At 37.2% G+C, this 21,185-nt stretch carries 16 protein-coding genes; 13 read left to right on the top strand and 3 right to left on the bottom strand.

The annotated features are described in order from the left end of the window. The 8 genes from EPL05_RS24165 to EPL05_RS03135 form a co-directional block, all read left to right on the top strand. Positions 1-181, top strand: a 181-nt coding sequence (locus tag EPL05_RS24165) for a hypothetical protein (RefSeq protein WP_208394659.1), incomplete at its 5' end; no start/stop codon positions are given. Between the two features lie 42 nt (positions 182-223). Beyond that, positions 224-1,327: a hypothetical protein gene (locus tag EPL05_RS03165; protein ID WP_128532050.1), complete on the top strand. Its 1,104-nt coding sequence runs from the start codon at positions 224-226 to the stop codon at positions 1,325-1,327. A gap of 99 nt (positions 1,328-1,426) precedes the next feature. Continuing rightward, positions 1,427-1,777 (top strand): helix-turn-helix domain-containing protein, encoded by a 351-nt coding sequence (locus EPL05_RS03160; protein WP_128532049.1) that lies wholly within the window; start codon positions 1,427-1,429, stop codon positions 1,775-1,777. 387 nt (positions 1,778-2,164) lie between these two features. Continuing rightward, positions 2,165-2,569: a plasmid mobilization protein gene (locus EPL05_RS03155; RefSeq protein ID WP_128532048.1), complete on the top strand. Its 405-nt coding sequence runs from the start codon at positions 2,165-2,167 to the stop codon at positions 2,567-2,569. Positions 2,570-2,594: 25 nt separating this feature from the next. Beyond that, positions 2,595-3,530 carry a relaxase/mobilization nuclease domain-containing protein gene (locus EPL05_RS03150; protein WP_243837202.1) on the top strand — a complete coding sequence of 312 codons (936 nt, stop codon included), beginning with the start codon at positions 2,595-2,597 and terminating at the stop codon, positions 3,528-3,530. Beyond that, positions 3,527-4,051, top strand: coding sequence for a hypothetical protein (locus EPL05_RS03145; RefSeq protein ID WP_128532046.1), 525 nt, complete (start codon positions 3,527-3,529; stop codon positions 4,049-4,051). Before EPL05_RS03150 ends, EPL05_RS03145 begins: the two co-directional genes overlap by 4 nt. A 204-nt stretch (positions 4,052-4,255) precedes the next feature. Further along, positions 4,256-5,470, top strand: a complete 1,215-nt coding sequence (locus tag EPL05_RS03140; RefSeq protein WP_128532045.1) for an ImmA/IrrE family metallo-endopeptidase — start codon at positions 4,256-4,258, stop codon at positions 5,468-5,470. 5 nt (positions 5,471-5,475) lie between these two features. Continuing rightward, on the top strand, positions 5,476-6,066 hold the full coding sequence (locus EPL05_RS03135) for a P63C domain-containing protein (protein ID WP_128532044.1): 591 nt from the start codon (positions 5,476-5,478) through the stop codon (positions 6,064-6,066). 150 nt (positions 6,067-6,216) lie between these two features. On the opposite strand, the gene EPL05_RS03130 is transcribed toward EPL05_RS03135, so the two are convergent. Next, positions 6,217-6,603: a helix-turn-helix domain-containing protein gene (locus EPL05_RS03130; RefSeq protein ID WP_128532043.1), complete on the bottom strand. Its 387-nt coding sequence runs from the start codon at positions 6,601-6,603 to the stop codon at positions 6,217-6,219. Between the two features lie 297 nt (positions 6,604-6,900). Between EPL05_RS03130 and EPL05_RS03125 the strand changes: the two genes are divergently transcribed. The 5 genes from EPL05_RS03125 to EPL05_RS03105 all read left to right on the top strand — a co-directional run bounded on the left by EPL05_RS03125 (position 6,901) and on the right by EPL05_RS03105 (position 18,493). After that, entirely contained in the window at positions 6,901-7,893 is a 993-nt protein-coding gene (locus EPL05_RS03125) for a transposase (RefSeq protein ID WP_128532042.1), read from the top strand. 150 nt (positions 7,894-8,043) lie between these two features. After that, positions 8,044-9,486 carry a HEPN domain-containing protein gene (locus tag EPL05_RS03120; protein ID WP_166727616.1) on the top strand — a complete coding sequence of 481 codons (1,443 nt, stop codon included), beginning with the start codon at positions 8,044-8,046 and terminating at the stop codon, positions 9,484-9,486. Positions 9,487-9,916: 430 nt separating this feature from the next. After that, the gene (locus EPL05_RS03115) at positions 9,917-13,282 is read left to right on the top strand and encodes a helicase-related protein (RefSeq protein ID WP_128532040.1); all 3,366 of its coding nucleotides are present in this window, start codon (positions 9,917-9,919) and stop codon (positions 13,280-13,282) included. Position 13,283: 1 nt separating this feature from the next. Beyond that, the gene (locus EPL05_RS03110) at positions 13,284-16,937 is read left to right on the top strand and encodes an Eco57I restriction-modification methylase domain-containing protein (RefSeq protein WP_128532039.1); all 3,654 of its coding nucleotides are present in this window, start codon (positions 13,284-13,286) and stop codon (positions 16,935-16,937) included. Next, positions 16,934-18,493 (top strand): AAA family ATPase, encoded by a 1,560-nt coding sequence (locus tag EPL05_RS03105; RefSeq protein ID WP_128532038.1) that lies wholly within the window; start codon positions 16,934-16,936, stop codon positions 18,491-18,493. The genes EPL05_RS03110 and EPL05_RS03105 overlap by 4 nt, the downstream gene beginning before the upstream one ends. A 239-nt stretch (positions 18,494-18,732) precedes the next feature. On the opposite strand, the gene istB is transcribed toward EPL05_RS03105, so the two are convergent. Together istB and istA are read right to left on the bottom strand one after the other, a co-directional pair. Beyond that, positions 18,733-19,479, bottom strand: coding sequence for an IS21-like element helper ATPase IstB (gene istB, locus EPL05_RS03100; RefSeq protein ID WP_128532037.1), 747 nt, complete (start codon positions 19,477-19,479; stop codon positions 18,733-18,735). 20 nt (positions 19,480-19,499) lie between these two features. Beyond that, entirely contained in the window at positions 19,500-21,029 is a 1,530-nt protein-coding gene (istA, locus tag EPL05_RS03095; protein WP_243837201.1) for an IS21 family transposase, read from the bottom strand. Between the last annotated feature and the right edge of the window lie 156 nt (positions 21,030-21,185).

The raw sequence follows: 21,185 nt of genomic DNA, 5'->3' as shown, positions 1-21,185 counted from the left end.
GTGGTCAATTTGGCCCGGAATGCCTGGTCAGTTTGCCCCGGAATGGGGTGGTCAATTTGACGCGGAATCACTGGTCACATTCCGCCGGAATCAGGTGGTCAATATCAGCGGTATATCCATTATGATAGCTGATTTTAGCTGGGTTGTCTATGCTTTTAAAACGCATGGTTGCGTTTTTTAAAGGAATCTGACTATAGTAAAAGGCTTGATTTCATTACCAAATATGCAGCATCTAAAAGAATTTCTAATCCGCATCCAAACATTCGACCTACGTGTTATTGAGGATGATATTCAACTGGAATGGGGAACGAACGAAAAGAAGCATGTTAAAACTTATGACCTGACCTACGAAACCCAATATTACGATTCCTTTTCCTACAGAAGCGAACTCAGGGTATTAAAAGATATGGCCTTTTTAGACCTGCTAATCTTAAACAAAGACCTTATTTTGCTCCAATTGGCGGAATTATCTAAAGTCCGCAACCGCTTTAAGGAATTTTGGACAAATTACAACCAGCATTATTCGGAGATGAATTTGGTTTATCACCGCTCCTTTATTATTTCTGTCCGACTGGAATATTTATTTATTGTCAACAATCTGCAATCTGACAGTGCTGATATAGAAGTAACCGCGAAGTTTGCGGAAGACCTAGGCGATTCTGTCAAGCTTCGAGAAAAGTTTTTAATGGAACTGATCTATGCTACAGAAAATTTTATTAAGCCGAATATAACCGAGGTTAATTTTAAAAAAAGGATGAATGCCCAACTAACGGGGCAGGAAGCGGCAAAGGTTGAAGAAGCTCCGGCAGAAATCCAAAACACTAACGAAGCGAAAGAAATAACCCAACCGGCAATAGTAGTACAGGAAACTACCTACCAACCGCAACTAAGCGAAGAACAGGCAGCCATTGCAAAAATAGTAGGCTACTATCCGACCTTTAAGCAGGGGGCACCCGTGCAACTGTTTGACTTATTAAAAGCCTATTTTCTTCTTGAAGATCACGCTGCACTTGAAAAGCTGTTATTATATGATGAGGCACCCGCAGCCCCTTTGGTATTCCGTGGCTTTGCAACCCAGCTGGCCGATGCCTTTAAACAACTCTATGATGCTAACTTGATTGTCGGCTGCCGGAAGTCCGACCTGGAAAAATGGATCGCCCCGAAGTTCATGTACCTATCCCAACAGTCCGAACCCAGAGAATTGCCGGAGGGTTATTTGTCCGGCCTAATGTCAGAAAATACCCGTCCATGCAAATCTCCCATCTTGAAAATTGAGCAAAAAGAAACTCAGTTTCTCATCTTGCCTACTCCCCGTAACAAAAGATAGCAAAAAAATGAGGGGGTAAGCGCAGGGTTACGGTTTACCCCCTTGTAACACTGCAAAACAAGCACTTACAATTGCAGCATTAAACAAAATTAATGCGCAATGAAAGACACACTCACATTTGACCAGTTACCCGAGGCGATAAGTAAAATACAGGATAAGCTGGATAACATCGAACAGCTTTTACTTCAGCGGCAGGAGCAGCCGATGGAGCAGGACGAAATTATGCCCGTTGCCAAGGCAGCAATATTTTTAGACCTTGCTGTCCCGACCGTTTACAGCAAAGTATGCCGTAAAGAACTCCCTGTTAATAAGCGCGGGAAGCGCCTTTATTTCTACCGCTCCGAATTAACTGAATGGATTAAGTCTGGCCGTAAAAGAACGGCAGAGGAAATCAAGGACGAGGCCACCTCAAAATTTAGCCTTAGCGAAAAGAGACCCAAGATAATTTAAGGCCCATGACAAGGATGGTCATTGTAGGATTCACCAATAGTCATAGTATCAGGTTTATCGCGCTAAGGGCGAGTAAAAAGCCATTGGAAGACAACAGCGAATGAGGTCAGAGAAGACAAATCTGATGCGAAGCATCGGATAGGCAACGAGTGAAACACAAAGCGAAGCTTTGGTAAAAAGGCGGCGCAGCATACCGCTTTCGGTATAGCTGTATAGTTGTCTATACCGGCCGGAGGCCGTTAACCAAACTCATTTGCCGATAAGGAGCAAGTTTGTGTTTTTGTTGCCACAAAAACATCCCGGATGCCTGTGGCACCGGGCAAACTTGCCTTTTGCGCCCGATGGTTGCAAAAGGAAAAAAAGGAAGAAAGAGTAAGGAGTTAACCGATGGAAACAACAGTGAAGACAGCTAATAAGCAAGAGGTAAACCAACCTAAAAACAAAGGTGGAGCGCCAAAGAAAAAGGTTAGGCGGGAGTTGATTATACGCATCAGGATGACGGCGACAGAGCGCTTTTATATTGACGGTAAAGCTAAGACTGCGGGGATGCGATCAAGCAGTTGGATAAGGGCAGCAGCTAAAAGTGCAAAGATAGTTCCGAGATTAACGGACGATGAGCGGCGCATTCTTTGGATGCTTGCCGAGCTTGCTAACAACCTGAATCAATTGACAAAACTTGCGCATCAGCTTGGACTATTAACTGTAGTAAGGGATTGCAGTAAAATTTTGAACGAGATAGATACTACTTTAAAACACCTCAATAACAATGATAGGGAAAGTGATAACGGGTAGAAGCTTTGGCGGGTGCATTCGCTATGTGGTTCAAAAAAATGATGCTGTTATCTTGGATGCCGCAGGTGTAAGAATGCAGCAGGTTAATCAGATTATCAATGATTTTAACCTGCAACGAAAATACAATCCAAATTTAGGAAAGGCGGTCGGCCATATTGCTTTAAGCTGGAGTGTGAATGATGCCGCTAAGCTAAAAGATGAGGTAATGGTAAATATCGCAAAAGAGTATCTGCTAAAAATGAAAATACAGGACACGCAGTACCTAATTGTAAAGCACCGGGATAAAAATCATCCGCATATCCACATCGTTTACAACCGGGTGAGCAACAATGGCAAAACCATTTCAGATAATTTTCAAAAACAACGGAATGTACAGGTAGCAAAAGAGTTGACCCTAAAGCATGGCCTTTATATCTCACCGGGTAAAGAGCGGGTCAACCGCCAGCAGCTTAGAGGTGAGGACAAAATCAAATATGAATTATTTGATGCCATCAGGTCAGCCAGCAAAAAAGTAAAAAATATCAATGAGCTAAAGCAGGTATTGGCTAAGCAGGGTATTGTTACCCACTTGAAATATAGAAGCGGTACCACCGAGGTACAGGGTATCAGTTTTAGCAAAGGCGAGTATAAATTTAAAGGATCAGAGATAGATCGTAGTTTAAGTTATGCAAAGCTAAGCCAGGCGATAAAGCAACAGCAGGTTAAACCGGAAAAGAGCTTGGCAAATCAGTTAAGGGAAGTATTGGAAAACGCTAAGCAGGAAAGAGAAAGTCGGCAAACTACCGAACAGGTTACTTATCTAAAGTCGGAGCCGGAAACCCACTATTTAAGGCAATCGCTATCAGCAGGAGCGGATTTATTAGGTGACTTACTTGGTAATATTGCAGACGATGATGATAGCCCGGAAAGAAAGCGTCGAAAGAAAAATGAACAACAACAAAGCAGAGGAATATCAAGATGAAAGAAATAGATGAACTAAACCAAAGAATGGATAGCAACGACGAGATTGTTGATAGCCTTGTAAAAAAGAATACAGAGATGGAAAAGCAGGTAACAAAAATTACCGATAATTCAGTCCCTGACTATTCAATTGCGATAAATACTATACTTACCGAAGTAAGGGAAATTAAGCAGAACATCAAACAGAATGACGAATTAACCTTGCTTAAACAGATTTATGATAAATTGAGCAAGGGGTCAACATCCATCACTAAACAAATACGGATATTATTGTTCCCCGAAACCAATCAGGGCCAGTATTATAAAATAGTATTTGGCAGGCTTATTCCCTGGGGTATATGTTTGGTGGTTATAACTTATTTATATTCTTTGAGTGGCAAGGCCATTGATGCCTATAGTGCGCATCAGAAATACATACAGGCATCACATTATCAAAGAGCTTGGAATTATTTAAGACAGATGGGATTAAAGAAGACCCAAATAGCTATGGACACCGCTTATAGCAAGACAAGGGATAAATAATGCAATCATTTAATAGGGATTTAAAAATAAAGCCTCTCATGTATAAATATTTCCCGTGGCTTTACAACAGGTCTTTCATATACTAATCAAATAGTCTTTTTTATAAAAAGTTTAGAAAAAAATCTAAACTTTTTATAAAAATATTGATTACTGTAATGCTTATTCCTATCTTTGTTTAGAAAAAAATCTAACTTTTACTGCCGAATGGAAGAAAACGATAAGCATAAGGACATTGATGCTCTTTTAAATAGGATTTTATCTGAAAATGAAAAAGTAAATTTTTTCCCGCTACGGGAATTATTCGATCAGCGTCTTTCTTATTTAGAAATAACAAAAAATCAAGCGTCTAACATTTTAGATGCAGATCAAAAAACCATCGATTCAATTCTCGCCGGTGAAGCAAGAAAAATCGATTTTGTAACGATATTGAAGTTATCGAATTTTTTAGAGATTCCATATGAGGAATTGATGAATAAATATTTCAAACTAATCTCAGACACACATAACGAAAGCATATTATTAGCTAAGAAAAGGAGTTTTATAGTTAACAACTTCGACCTACCTCGACTGAAAAAAATTGGTTTCATAGATGGCATTAATGATTTTGAACATATTGAGGAAAGGATTAATACATTTTTTGGCTATAAAAGCGTCTTTGAACATGCTAAATATAAAATTACGGCGGCTTTCAGCAGTGGAAAAAGATTGACTGGTAAATCAAGTCTAATGTTTTGGTATGCAACGGCTGGGCAAAGTTTAGAGAGAACTCCAAATCCATATGAGTATGATAGAGAAGGACTAATAGATTACTTTCCCCAAATAAGATGGCACTCCATGAACTTGGAAAATGGATTGCAATTAGTGGCTAAAGCATTATATAAATTTGGCGTTACGTTAATAGTGGTGCCAAAATTCAATACTGACTTGCATATAAAAGGTGCAACATTGGCGTATAGGGATAAGCCTTGTATCGTCCTCACAAAATACACAGATTATTACGCAACAATTTGGTTTACATTAATCCACGAAATTTTCCATGTACTGTACGATTGGGATGAAATTCGGAAAGAAAAATATCATATTACTGGCGAAACTGATTCAATAAATATCAATGAGGCGGAGGCTGATAATTTTGCCCGCCAGTATCTTTTTTCAGACGATAAAATGGAAAAAATATTGCCTCATATAAGCGAACCGCGATATGTAAAGATCTTTGCAGAACAGAACCATGTTCACCCAAGTATTATCTATACTTTTTACAGTAGAGATAATAAGAATTACTCGCGGTTCCACAAGCAAATGACACCTCAATTTGATCTTTCATTAGAGCCATTTAACTTTTATGAATTTGGGGATTTCAAGGCATTCAAACCAATAAAGGACATTACTAATAAAAGAAATTTACAATTACAATATTAACTGAGATGGCGAAAAAGAAAGACAAAAACCTGCAAAACGGCCAGGTCGACAAGGAGTTAAAAAAGATTTTTGATAGGCAAGAGCAACAAGACTTGTTGTTTAAATCGAATGAATTATTACCAAAGAAAAATTTTGATATAGAACTCGAACAGCATCAACTAAGAAGCGGCTTAAAGTTCACTATAAAAGAAATAAAAGATTTGGTTAAAAGTCAGGCAAGAGAATACGAAGCCATGTTTCCTAACACTAATCCATTTTTTAAAAGGATGTACAAGCTTCGAAAGTGGGATAAATTGGACCCAAATTCTTTTATAAAGCCGCCAGTAGTCGCATTAGATATAAAAAGATACATTTATAGTAGGTATGGTTCTGATGCAGTGCCGACGCTATTAGCCATTGAAAATCCAATCCTAAGTGGTCATATTAAAAAATTCAAATTATTCCAGTTCTTTACTGATGAGGGTATTGAGATGCTTGCGGGCATTATACAAGATGCAAACGATGTAATGAATGTTTCTAAGGACTGGTACGATTTTGAATTGAAATATACCAAACTTTATAATTTGCCAGTGCAATTGAAGTTGTTAAAGGATTAACTACTATTCAATTCCTCTTGAATCGAAACTTATTTAGCTGTTCGAAACATTTTTTGGCGGTTAGTTTGCTTGCATTGTTGCTTTTGTAGTCGATAGTTTAAATCGTTTGCAGGGATAGAAATAATACCAAAAAAATTAGATTGAAAGGTACTATTTTGACTTTATAAGTTCATTTTTCTCTTTTTCAGCTTGTAAAAGACGCTCCAATAATGCAACCTTTTCATTGTAAAGATCAACGATCTTATCAATTGGATTGAATGAACACTGATAATTCAACGAAGCCGAATTATCATGGTATGTATTACCAATAATATTAAATACAGCTTCCTCACTGAAATTCTTAATAGCTTCAGACGATAGCCCTAAGATTTTCGCGATTTTTTCTAATGCTTCACCATCAACATCCGCACTCTGTTCAATTTTAGAAACAGCTTGCTGGCTTATACCTAATTCCGAAGCCAGCGTTTCCTGCTTCATTCCTTTTAATTCACGGACCTTACTGATTTTTCTGCCGATATGTAAGGTTGGTTCTGCCATAAGTCAAATGTATTGTTAAAATGTAAATGTACAAAACCTTTGTTCTTCCTGAAAGCAACGTAGTTGTATTTTACTGTTATTGTAATGGGGGGTGCAGGGGGGTGTTAAGAACTAATAAGAATGTGGATTACGTTAATATAAATGGTAGGGGTGCACTTTTGTACAAAATAGTTAAATAGAACTTCAAGTTGTATTAGTCCCCTACCTTTTATAATTGCCCAAGGCCCAGCTAGAATATTATCCTTGATACATCAAAGGTTTTTGGCAAATGGCAATTATTTCATTAAATAAAAAAACATGAAGAAGTACGAAGTAATTTTAGGTGTAGACGTTTCAAAACTAACCCTTGACATCAGTTGTGCAGACAGGCATTTACATGTGAAGATCAGTAATGATAGTGTTGGCTTTAACGATTTAAAAAAGTGGTGTAAACTGAATAAGATTAGCTTATTAAGCACATTTATCGTGATGGAACATACAGGCGGGTACGAATACCGGTTCATCCAATTCTGTGAATCTGCAGCAATCGATTATTGCAGATTATCTCCATTGGAAATCAAAAAATCATTGGGTATGGCCAGGGGTAAAAATGACAAAGTTGATTCTTTTAGGATAAGTCAGTATGGCGAGGAAAAGATCAAGCGCTTGAAACCTGATAAGCCATTGAATAAGAATATACTATTGCTCAGGCAATTACTATCCTATCGTAAGCGGCTTGTGAGAGAGAGTGCTGGATTGGCAGCAACGATCAAAGAGCGTAATCACATGTATGACGTTCACAGCAAAGATGCTATAGTTCGGATCTCTAAGGATAAGATCAAGACCAACCGTAAACATATCCTTCAGTTACAAGAAGAAATTATTTTGCTAATTAGATTAGATGCAGCTTTTCTCCAAAACTATAGAATTCTAACAAGCATTAAGGGTATCGGACCTATCAATGCCTGGATGACGATAGCATATACAGAAAACTTTACAAGTTTCACTGACGCAAGAAAATATGCAGTTTACGTGGGGGTGGTGCCATTCGAGAATAGTTCAGGAACCAGTATCAAAGGAAGAATGCGTGTAAGCGTTCTGGCAAACAGGGAACTCAAGCAAGAGCTGAACCAAGCTGCCAAAGTGGCTATAGCTCATGATCCCGAGATTCGCGGATATGCAAACCGTAAACTGGAAACCAAATGCTGGCAGTTGGTACTAAACAACATAAAGTTTAAACTGATCTTACGCATGTTCTCTTTAATTAAAAGGCAGGAAATGTATGTTGAAAACTATCAAAAAGCAGCCTAAAAGAATGTTTTTAACAACCGATTTGGATATATGCGATCCCTAGAATACAACGGCTTTATTGTAAAGTACAATCGCTTATGGTTCGGTACAGTGACGTTTCACTATTCTTTTGTTTTGCCGGTTAATGGAGGCCGGTGTAAGAAGAGCATTATGAACAACGAACCTTATGCACCCTGGGAACATTACCCTAAAACACTTCGTCATTACGAAATTGAAAATCCAATGTCAGTAGTCGTTGATTTCTTTAGTGCGGATTCCGTAAACGGTCACGGCAGGCGATTAAAGGAATGGCGTTATTATGTCGTTAATGATGAGCATTACAATGAAAAACGTCATGGCCCAGGTACACTGCTTTTTATATATGACCTGAATTTAAGGATTTTGGAAGCTATGTACCTGCTATTTATCAATTACAAAAGGTTCTCCTACCAACAAGATAAGGTTACCGAGGAACAATTGGTGGAAGAAAAAGAACAATGGGCATACTATCCTAAAAACCTATCCTTAAAAGAACAACTTGAACCCTACAAGGCCGTTAAGAAAGTCTTTAAAAAAATCTCACCACAGGAATATAGGGATCAATTACATGAGTGGTCCCATGTAGCCCTTTACAATAATGCAGATGTCGAGTCCTTATATGCAGGTGAGGTTATTAATGTTTACGAGAATTTAATTAAGCTGTATTCGGCAGCATGGTTAATCTACCAACGAGAGGGTGGTCGCCCACAACTAAAGCGGAACGAGCTTGAAAATAGTTTAAACGAAACATCCACCGAACCAATTGAGATAAGAACAATAAGTCCCAAACCAACAGCAGCCGAAAAATTGGCTTTAGAAGAAATCAAAAGCCTGATTGTGAACCGTTGTCCAAAGGTTCAAATGATTATTCATTTGGGAACGCACCCCAAGCCGTTTACATTTTATCTGCTTATCCTTGTTAGCGATGATGAAAAAACGCCAGAGCATGAAATCAGCAATAAGATTGAAGATAATTGCCAGTACCTTGCTCATGTACACGCCATCGTCCATAAAGCAAACAGTGCAAAAGAAGCATTAAATATCGGCAGGCGGTTTTGGTCAACTGTTATGGAAAAAGGATTTGCTTTATATCAGTCGCATGAATTAATATTGCCAGAGCATCAAGGAATAACTAAGGAGGTATTATTAGAAAGAGCTAAGTTCAATTGGGAAAGGTGGGGTAAACAGGGCAGCGAATTTTTGAAGGGTGCAGAATTATACAGGGCAGATAACAATTTCAGGCTTGCCGCATTTCTTTTGCATCAATCTGTTGAAAGTGTTTTAAAAGCTATTATACAAGCCGTTATAGGCTACCGGGTACAAATGCATAACTTATCAAGGTTGTTAAAACTAACCTTGTTGTTTACTGATGAATTAAAGGAAGTCTTTGAACTTACTACCACCGAGGGGGGGCAACTATATCAATTGCTACAAAACGCCTATTCACAATCACGATATAATAGTTCATTTGATCCTGACGGAGATTCGGTGAGAATACTATCAAAGCAGGTAACAAAATTCAATAAGGTTGCAGAAAGTATTTACAAGCAATATATAGAGGATATTAAGAGTTGACAGCCTCAGTGGTATTGGCAGGCGGGCATACGCTCGCTTTGCATCTAAAAACTGTTAACCGTTAAGATGGAACTGCTAAGCACCCAAAGTAGCATGTCGGACGGTTGATCAATCGTCCGGCTTTGCTGCTGAAAGAAAAACGACATGTACACCTGTTGGAACAATGCAGCTACGGCAGGCGGCTTCATTGCACCTCGCGCTGTCGCGCCGGGTTTCATTGCGCCGTCAGCCTCGCAGCCGCTGGCAGGAGTGAAATTCGCTATTGCTCATAACACACCTGCTTTCGCCCAATGCACATAATTTCCGACGTAGTTGGTTATTAATACTTTTATTATTTCGAGATAACTATATTTGATGCTATTCCTTACTTGGCTATTAAAGTCAAAACAAGACAGTTTTATTTAAAAGGAATGTTACTTTATTACTATCAATGTCCACAAAGTTTTTTACAAATCAGGATGACAACAGCCTCTTAAAGAAATTTGAGGGAGTTTTTTCTAATATTGAAAGTATCAGGCATTTTGATGCTTTAGTCGGTTATTTTAGAACGTCTGGCTATTTTAAAGTTCGAGCCTTTTTGGACAAGATTCCAAAAATTAGAATATTAGTTGGAATTAACGTTGATCAATTAATAAAAAAGCATCATGACAGAGGGCAGCTTTATCTTGATAATCCAGAAGACACAAAAGCAGATTTTATTAATGATACAATCAAGAACATCCAAGATGCCGAATATGATGAAATTACTGAGCGGGGCATCATTCAATTTATAACAGATTTAACTGATGGTAAAATTGAATTACGAGCACATCCATCAAAAAAAATACATGCCAAGGTCTATATATTTCGTCCGGTAACTTTTAATGAACATGCGCCTTGCGAGGTTATAACCGGCTCTTCAAATTTAACGGACTCCGGGCTTGGTGCCAATCCTGATTCTAATTACGAATTTAATGTCAGCCTCAGAGATTATGATGATGTAAAATTTGCGACGGATGAATTTGAAAAATTATGGAACCAATCAGTTCCTATTCTTCATGCAGAAATTGAAAAAATAAAGAAAGGCACCTATTTAAGAGATGATTTTACGCCATTTGAACTTTATATAAAAATGCTCATAGAGTATTTTGGTAAAAGAGTTGAATATGACCCTTATAACATTGAATTGTTATTGCCGGATAAATTTATGCGCTTAAAGTACCAATCTGATGCTGCCAATCAAGGGTACGCAATTATGATGAAACATAATGGTTTTATTTTAGCCGACGTTGTAGGTTTGGGAAAAACAATAATTGCCTGCATGGTGATTAAAAAGTTTATCTACGAAAACGGTACTCATTCAAAAGTTTTGGTGGTTGTACCACCTGCATTAGAAGCCAATTGGAGAAGAACAACAGAAGAATTTCAAATAAAAAATCATTTCGAATTTATAACGCTGGGAAGTCTTAAGAAAGTAATTGATGAGAGGAATTACACTTATTCAAATGCTGATAAGTTTGATTTAATTATTGTTGATGAATCGCATAAGTTTAGAAATGACTACACCGAGATGTATATAGACTTACAAGAGATTTGTAAAATGCCACGTTCAAGACCATCAGAAACAGGTGATATTCGTAAGAAAGTTATATTAATCTCAGCAACACCACTAAACAATCGTCCGCAAGATATTGAAAATCAATTATATTTATTTCAAGACAGGCGCAATGGCACGCTTGAAAATATTAGAAATCTCCAGGAATATTTTAAACCCTTAAACGAACAGTATAAAAAATTAGCGAGTGAAAAGAAACTTAATGTAAATAAGTTAAAATCATTGTTTCAGAAGTTAAGAGATGATGTTGTTGAACCCTTAGTTATCAGGAGAACGAGAACAGATATTGAGAACAACCAAGAGTACTTGGAAGATATGAAAGAACAAAATATCATTTTCCCGAAAATTGGTGACCCAATCCCTCTTTTCTATGAATTGGATCAAAATTTAAGTACACTCTTTTATGAAACAGTATCGTTAATTACGGGCCTTGACGAATTTGGAAATGAATCAGATGGATTTGGATATTATCGTTATCGTGCAATAGAGTTTTTATTAAATAAAGAAGATCAAGAAATATATGGAAACGTAAAATCAATTTCCGGTAGACTTTCTGCTATAATGAAGACATTACTGATAAAACGGTTAGAAAGTAGCTTTTTTGCTTTCAAACAATCAATAGGCAGATTGCAAAAGGCAATTGACAATATGATTGGAATGTTTGAAGAAGACAGAATTTTTATTGCCCCTGATTTGGATATAAACAAACTTATGGAAGAAGGGTTCAGTTTCGATCAAATTGAAGCTAAGATCAATGAACGAGGAGGAAATAATAAGGAATTCAAAAAAGAGTCTTTCAATAAAAAATTCATCAAATTATTACAGGAGGATAAAAATCGAATTGATGACTTGGTTTCAAGGTGGGCGGATGTTAAAAAAGACCCGAAGCTTATACAGTTTGCGGATCAAGTTGATAACGAGTTTTTTAATATTAAAAAGAACCCAAGTGGAAAATTGGTGATTTTTACTGAAAGTAAAGAAACAGCTATTGATTTATCGAAAAAATTATCTTCTACTACAAAACACCGGATATTAACTGTAAGTGCAGATAACAGGAAAGCCGTCGAAAATATTCTTAGAGAGAATTTTGACGCAAATTTAGAAGATCAATACTGGAAAAATGATTATGAAATCATAATAACCACTGAGGTATTGGCGGAAGGTATTAACTTGCATAGAAGTAACATCATTGTTAACTACGATGTACCCTGGAATTCTACTCGACTAATGCAACGAATTGGACGTGTAAATAGAATAGGAAGTAGAGCCAAAAGAATTTATGTATATAATTTCTACCCTTCCACGCATGGCGATGCTAAAATTAACTTAGTTAATAACGCACTTCGAAAATTACAAGCTTTTCATACGGCATTTGGAGAAGATAATAAGATATTTTCTTTATTAGAGGAGATGAACGAAGATGGCAACGGCCTATTTGGAAATAAAATTCAAAAAGAAGAAAGCGAGATCTTAACTTATTTAAACGAATTAAGAGATTTTAAAAAGAAAAACACAAAGCGTTTCGCAGAAATAGAGCAAATACCGAATAAAGCGCGGTGTGGTCGAAAGGCATTGCCTGGAAAACAAATAACATTGATAGATACGGAAGCGATAGAAATCAACTATCCGCTGGCCAATACATCTATTGCATACCTTAAAAGTAAAAACCATCCCGGCATTTTTTGTCTTGTAACACCCGAACTCAATACAATAGAACTTAACTTTTTGCAAGCAGTAAAAATATATAAAGCAACTCCAGAAGAAATTCCGATTACTTTACATAGCCAACATCATGAGCAAACTTTAGCTGGATTAAACTATTTTAGAGCTGAAAAGAACCAAGAAAATATACAATCGGTATCGAAAAAGAATTTAAGCCCGGCTGAAAACAAAGCTATTATTAATATTAATGCTATTATAAAGGTTGCCCCGACCGAACAAAAGAGGATGGCTTTACAGCGGGTTATTGAATTAATTAAGAAAGGAACTTTTGCGAGCAAAGGGTTACCCAAATCAATTAATGATTTTTTTATTGTGAATATGAAGTTGGTAAAACAACCAGTATTATTAGTCGAGCAACTATTTATTGAGGTTTTGGATAGGTATGACTTAAGTCTTAACACCGACGAAAATAAAAAAAATAGCAAAACAACAATAGGTATCATAAATCCCAAAATTGTATTAACTCAAAGCTTTAGTTAACATGCCAGCAAACCGCTTACAATTACAAAACGCCTTACATAAACCATATGATAGGCTGCTGTTCGCAAAGGAAATATTAAGTCCGGTGTTTGGCAATGGGTTTTCATTGTATGCAAATGAAATTATTGCACCTACAATACTTAACCAGGCTGAATCTATTGTTATTGATAAAGTTTCAATTTTTGGCAACATCAGACTGGATGATAATACTGAAATTATCTGCTATGAAATTGTATTACAGCCGACCGTCCGTTTAGAACATAGTAAAGTAGCCATACAACAATATGTACGAAAATTACTTACCGCAGGACAAGCGGCTTTAGTTAATTTTATTGCCCCCATTAATAAGGATGTTTGGCGATTAACTCTTATCGCAAAAGATAGCGTGTTAACTGATTCGGGAATTAAAGAAAAAACTACTAATTCCAAAAGATACACCTATTTACTGGGGCCCAACGAAACATGTAAGACGGCAGCTGAGCGATTTGAAATTTTAAGTACAGAAAGAAGCATCGAATTTGGAGCATTAATTAAGGCTTTTTCTGTCGAAAAACTAAGCAAGGCTTTTTTTGATGAATATACTCTACACTATTCAAATTTTATTAATTACTTAAGTAAAGAAACAAACTTTATAAAATCATATTTTAAAAATGACGATAAAGCGGTAAGAGATTTTACAAAGAAATTATTAGGGCGTATTGTATTCCTATACTTTGTACAAAAAAAAGGCTGGCTGGGTGCAAGCAGTAAAGAATACTATGATGGAGACAAAAATTTTATTTTTTCATTATTTGCTAAAAGCGGGGGGGATGAAACGTTTTATCCTAATTGGCTGTCTGTTTTATTTTTCGAAACTCTCAACCAAAATGAAACCCAAAATAGAAAAAGGAAAAACGATGATTTTGAAATGCCGGATGGCACATTTGTTAAAATTCCATTCTTAAACGGAGGCTTATTTGATAAAGAGGCCCATGATAACTATACACTTACTTTCAAACCCCTATTGTTTCATAATCCTGACAATGAAGATGATCCTAAGCACCGGGGCTTTCTTGACTTTCTAAATTCATTTAACTTTACTGTATTTGAAGATAGCCCAGACGACCACACTGTTGCAGTTGATCCAGAAATGCTTGGGCACATTTTTGAAAACCTGCTGGAATATAACAAAGACACCGGCGCTTTTTATACGCCAAAGGAAATAGTTCATTATATGTGTCAAGAAAGCATAATTGAATATCTTTCAACACATCTCAGCACTAAATCGACCTTAAACTACGAACCGTTGGATCTTGCTAAAATATCAGCAATCGTAAAAAATAAAAATGTCCATGCTTGTTCAAACCAACAAATACAAAACATTGATAAATTATTGGATGTAGTTAAAATTTGTGATCCAGCAATAGGCAGCGGTGCCTTTCCTATGGGCTTATTACAGGAAATATTTGCAATAAAGGAGCTTATAGCTTACGAAACTCAAAAAAAATGGAACCCGGCGGATGTTAAAGGTGATATTATCCAAAATAGTATATATGGCGTGGACATTGAGAAGGGAGCCGTAGATATTGCGAGATTGCGTTTTTGGCTAAGTTTAATTGTAGATGAACCAAAACCTAAAGCGCTCCCAAATTTAGATTATAAGATTGTCGTTGGAAATAGCTTAGTTAGCAAGTTCAATGATGAAGTAATTGATATAGATTGGAATATTAAGAGCAAGAATGTTTCGGCGGTAGAAAAAATTATTGCAGATCAACAATCCAAACTTAAATTATTAGAGACCAAGCAAGCCAATTATTTTAAGGCAAGTGGACAAAAAAATCAACTAAAAAAAGATATTGAAAAATTAAAGGCAACTGTTCTTCTAAATCAATTAAATCTCACAAAGATTTCATTTGAGCAGAGTAATCCAAAATTGGGCGGATTCGCACCGACCGCAAAAGACTTAAAAAAGAATCTTGATAACCTAATAGTTGAGAATAACCTAAGCAATTCAATAAAGATATTGTCTAATTTCACTGGAGAAGAACCCTTAGATTTTTTTGATTGGAAGTTAAATTTTCCGGAAGTCCTCAATGAGAAGATTACCCAACATGTGGGCTTTGACATCGTGATCGGTAACCCGCCATATGTTGGTGAAAAAGGGAATAAAGAAAAGTTTCACCAAATAAAGCTGGGATTTATGAAAGACTTTTACCTAGCTAAAATGGACTTATTTTATTTTTTCTTTCATTTAGCTATTAAATTATGCAAAGCAGGCGGAACTACCAATTTCATAACGACAAATTATTTTCCAACAGCAGATGGAGCATTTAAACTTAGGGAGCAAATTAAAAATGATACAACAGTTTTAAGTGTTATAAATTTCAATGAATTTAAAGTTTTCGATTCTGCATTGGGGCAGCATAATATGATTACTTTTTTAAAAAAACAGGTATCAAAAAATCCGACAAGAATCACCAATGTTAATCGTAAAAATGAGACCGGCGCGGAAATATTAAGGAATATACTTAACGGAACCGATAGTAAATCCAATTATGCTGATTTTGAGTTAGATCAGTTGTTTGACGGGCCCAAACTTTATTTACGAATTGGTCATATAGGCCCCGACAATTACGAAGGCATCTTTAAACAAATATCATCAAATTCAGACACTTTAGAAAAACTGGCTTCCATAAATTCCGGTTGTGACATTACTATAAGTAGAATTACTGATAAACACATTGAGCAATTCCCAACAAATAATTACGTCAAAGGTAAAGGTGTGTTTGTGCTTAGTAAAAAAGAAATTGACATTTTGAAGTCGCAATTAACTGACTATGAATTACGACTTGTCAAGCCTTATATTAAAAACTCCAATATTCATAAGTATGACCACTCATTTTCAGAAGATTTTCTTTTATATATAGGGTGGAATATTCCGGAGAGTAAAATCCCTAACCTAATTCAATATTTAAAACCCTATAAACCAATATTAGATGACCAGATTTTAAGATACGATGAGCCAAATTGGCCCTGGTATTCACTTCATCGACCTCGCGAAGCTAAAATTTTTGAAAGTTCAGCCAAAATAATAGCTCCTTATCGATCAAACTCAAATACGTTTGCACTCGCTAAAGATCCAGTGTATTCGAGCAGAGATGTGTTTTACATATCACTTTTAGAAAATAACATATCTAATTTAACTATAGAAGCCCTTGTGGCTATACTCAATAGTAAGCTTGTATATTTTTGGCTATATAATAGAGGAAAAAGAAAGGGTGAAACGTTAGAGTTATATTATACACCCTTATCTGAAATACCAATTTGCAAAATATCGAACGTTGAGGAACTATCTTTTTTTGTTCAATCTATAATTTTCTTAAAATCACAGGCGCTGCTAAGTGTAAATGAACAACTTATGCCAGTTTACTTTGAACAAGTCATAAACGGCATTGTCTACGAGCTATACTTTCCGGAATTAATTGCCAAAAACAGACGTGAAATAATAAAAAATATTGGAACGTTGCCATCACTAAATAATCTTGATGATGAGGAAAAATTAAATCGCATCGTTAGCGTATTTGATAGAATGAATGATAAGGAACATCCCGTGCGTGTAAATTTATTTTATATGAGCTCTATACTAGAAATTGCTATAATTGAGGGTAAACAATGAGAATCACGGACATATACATTAAAAATTACCGTGCATTCTATGGTGAATACCATATAACTTTAGATAAGGGTGGAAAGAATCTAATGGTATATGGAGAAAACGGCAGTGGTAAAAGTTCTTTGTTTACAGCATTGCAAAGTTTCTTTAAAGCATCAATAGGAAAAGTCGAAGTAGAAGAGAATATTTTTATTCCAGTCTCTCAGAAAAACACAGCAAGCATACGCATAAAAATCAGGGAAAATGCAGACGCGACCGTAACGCAGGAATTTGAAGTTGACACCGTTAATAAGGAAATTATTAGCGGCGATAAGTCGCTTATAGCTAATGCAAATAAAGTAAAAGGTTTTTTCGATTATAGGAGTTTGTTGAAAACTCACATTGATCACGATTCAAACGTCAATTTATTTAAAATCTTAGTTAAAGAAATTTTGTACCACTCGATTAATCGTTTTTCTACCGAGGAAATTGGGCGAGAATGGGATAATATTTACAATGACATTTATAATAAGAAACAAACCAAAAAGCAGCAAAACGCAATAAGAGATTATTTAAAAAATAAATTCAACCCCGGTCTTAAAATACTTCTTGCGGATATAGAGAAGGATGTAAATACATTTATGTCTTATTTCGGGAATAATATTATTATCAAGTTAAATTTTGATAAAGTTGAGTACACAGGGAGAAGAGGGATCATAGGCAACAATATCGATTTAGAGATTGAATTCGTAAAAAAACATATACCAAAACACCAATTTTTTTTAAATGAAGCAAGGTTATCAGCACTTGCAATTAGTGTCTACTTGGCATCAATCAAGGTAAATCCTTTAACAGGAGCACTTAAAATTTTAGTCCTTGATGACTTATTGATAGGTTTAGACATGAGTAATAGGTTGCCACTCCTTTCTATTTTAAAAAATCATTTTATTGATATAAAGCAAAGTGAACAGTTTCAAATAGTAATGACCACTTATGATAAAGTATGGTTCGATTTAGTTAGCAATTACTTTGGAAGTGAAAAATGGAACTACATTGAAATTTATTCTAAAAAATTAATAGATGAAGATTTCGAGTTCCCTATTATTAAAAACACGCTCGGTTATATTGAGAAGGCCAAATATTATCTATTAGAAAAGGATAATAAAGCATCAGCCGTTTATATTCGTACAGAATTTGAACGTATTGTGATGAATATATGTGAGAAGAAAGTGCTACAGGTTAGCTATAAAATTAGACAAAAGGATTTCAAAACAGAGGACTTTTGGGAAGCCATTACAAAGCAGACTGATTTAGATCCCGCACTGGTAAAGGAGATTGAAACACATCGTAGTACTGTAATGAACCCTTTTAGCCATTATGATTTAGAAAAGCCTGAGTTTGAGAAGGAACTTACCAATACTATTGTGGCTATCGAGAAACTGAAAAATATTAATATTAAAGACTTAAATAAAATAACTATTGATGATTTAAAAAAGAAGGCAGAAGATTTAGAAAAAAAATTGATAGCAAAACAAATAGTAACCGATAGGCTACGCGACATAATTAAGAAAAAGCCATAATTTCTCCAATAATTTCAAGAATAATACAGAAATATATGGATTATTTGTTAGGTAACGTAAAGATGTTTGTGGATTTTTATTTTTTTTGAGGGCAAAAATCGTAATTTTAGGTGGTGTATATTATGGAGATGTTGACCACCCTGTTCCGGGCCAAATTGACCACTGGGTTAGCTGACTTTTGGGTTGCAGCAAATGCTATAAAAGCATGTACAAAAATAGTTATTTAAAAGGTAATTTCATTAGTGGTTGTTTTCCGGTTCAACACTACGTTTTCTTCTCATAGATTCCCCCTTCAGTTCTATACGGTGTGCATCATGAACGATCCGATCAAGGATAGCATCAGCAATCGTTTTTTCACCAATTACTTCAAACCATTTACTAACCGGCAGTTGTGAGGTAATGATCAGCGAGGTCTTTCCATGCCGGTCCTCAATGATCTCCATCAGGGCGGCCCTGCTTTGTGCGTCAAAAGGTTGGATGCCGAAGTCATCCAGTATCAGCAGTTGCTGCCGTTCAAGCTTGGCGATCTCCTTGATATAGGAGCCGTCTGCCTTTGCCATCTTCAGTTTAGCGAATAGCTTGGGCGTACTGGTGTATAATACACGGTAGCCCAATATGCAGGCCTGGTAGCCTATAGCAGAAGCCACATAGCTTTTACCGATACCGGTGCTTCCGGTGATCAGCAGGTTCTCGAAGCGGTCAATAAACGTACAGTCCGCCAGGCGCATGATTTGGTTGCGGTCGATACTTCTGTCAGCATGGTAATGAACGTCCTCTATAGCAGCTTTATAGCGGAACTTGGCATAAAGGATGGTGCGTTCAATACGCCTGTTTTGCCGGTCATCCCATTCAGCTTCCACCAGGTGGGCCAGTAGTTCATCCGCTGTATACTCATTTGTTTTACCGGTTTCCATGCTGCTTTTAAAGGCATGGAACATGCCGAAGAACTTCATCTTCCGCAGTTTGTCTAAGGTGCTTGTGTTCATGTTATTGTTGTTTTAAATGGTTATTTGTAATAGTCTTCTCCCCGGATATTACCATGATCAGGCATAGGCAACTCATCGGCAAATAAGCTTTCCTCATAGTTATCCATCTTGTTTTCCAGTATGGTTTGTATCGTTTTATAGTTATAGACGCCGTAACTCAATGCCCGCTGGCAAGCCACTGTTAACCGTTCATTCCCTGCTTTTTTAGCAAAGCCAAGTACCCCCAGGCAGGACTTGTAAGCCTGTTCCGGGTGTTGTTTACGTTCCAGTATCTGAAGGATATACAGCCTGACATCCTCATGAATGGAGGCTGCCCAATCCAAAAACATATCTGGTGTCCAGTCACTTTTAAAGCGGTGGGTACTGGCCATATGCTCTTTGTCAGTGGTATAGCCATAAGGGTTTTTATTGCGAGGGTGCAATGCGATACGCTCATAGTTGGAGTAGATCTCTACAATGGTGCGCGAGTATAACAGCTTGACCCGTTTGCCGATATAGCGGTAAGGAACGCTGTAATAGTGCTTGTCCGGGCCGAGGTTAACGTGGCCGTTCTTGATCACCCTGGCCTGGAATTGCTTTTTGAACTGGTAGCGCAGAACAGGCAGTGGTGCCAGAGTTTGGCGCTCTATCTCTTCAAACTGTAGCTTTCTGCTGTAGTTGCGACCTTTAAGCAATTGGCTGTTATGGACTTCCAGGGCCTGCCAGATCGCTGTATTGAGTTCTGTTAAAGAATGGTAGACATGTTTGTTTAAAGGGGCGTAGATCTTGGTATAAATGATCTTAACGGCACCTTCTACCAATGCCTTATCGCGCGGGCGGTACGCCCGCGCTGGTAGAATGGTTGTACCGTAATGGTCGGCGAAGTCTTCAAACGTTTCGTTCAGGGTAGGTTCATAGCGGCTGCTTTTGGTTACTGCAGCTTTCAGGTTATCCGGTACAATGGCGGCGGGAACGCCGCCGATAAAGTGCAGGGTATTCTCGCAGGCCGCTATAAAGTCTTCCTTTTGCTGGCTCATAACAGCCTCTACATAGGTTAACTGACTGGCACCCAGAATAGCTACAAAAACCTCTACAGGTATGATCTCCCCGGTTTCCTTGTCCGTATAGCTCATCTTTTCACCGGCAAAGTCAACGTACAGCTTGTCACCGACCTTGTGATCCATGTGCATGGTCGGGTTTACTCTGGCCTTCCATTGGTTATAATAAAAACAAAACTGGCTGTATTGGTAGCCGTCAGGAAACTCTTTATAGTAGGCTTCCCATAGCATCTGCCGGTTAACGCCAGTTCGTTTGAGTTCTTTATCGACGTGGGGAAAGCAGCGCAGCATGGACTGCATACGTGCGTTAGGCGGGTGTTCCCTGCTTTTACCGAACAAATCTTCCAGCTCTTTGTCGTTCAGTGCGTTAACCTCTTCAAAGGTAAAGCCGCTGTCATTAAAAGCTGCTATGTACTTCTTTACGGTGTTTCTCGATGCATCGGCTTGGGCAGCTATGGTCATTATCGCCCGCTGCTGGCTGTACATCTTTAGTATCTTTCTAATCTTACTCATGCTGATTGTTAAGTTGGCCATGCTTTACGAAGGTGTCTTTGCCCTCAAAAAGATGGTTACTTCTACAGCATTTGCTACGCGTTTGGGGTGGTCAATTTCCCCCGGAATGCCCTGGTCAGTTTCGCCCGGAATGGGTGGTCAGCTTGCGCCGGAATG

This window comes from Mucilaginibacter gilvus, from assembly GCF_004054195.1.
Lineage (GTDB): Bacteria > Bacteroidota > Bacteroidia > Sphingobacteriales > Sphingobacteriaceae > Mucilaginibacter > Mucilaginibacter gilvus.
This window is presented reverse-complemented; position numbering and strand designations above follow the sequence as displayed.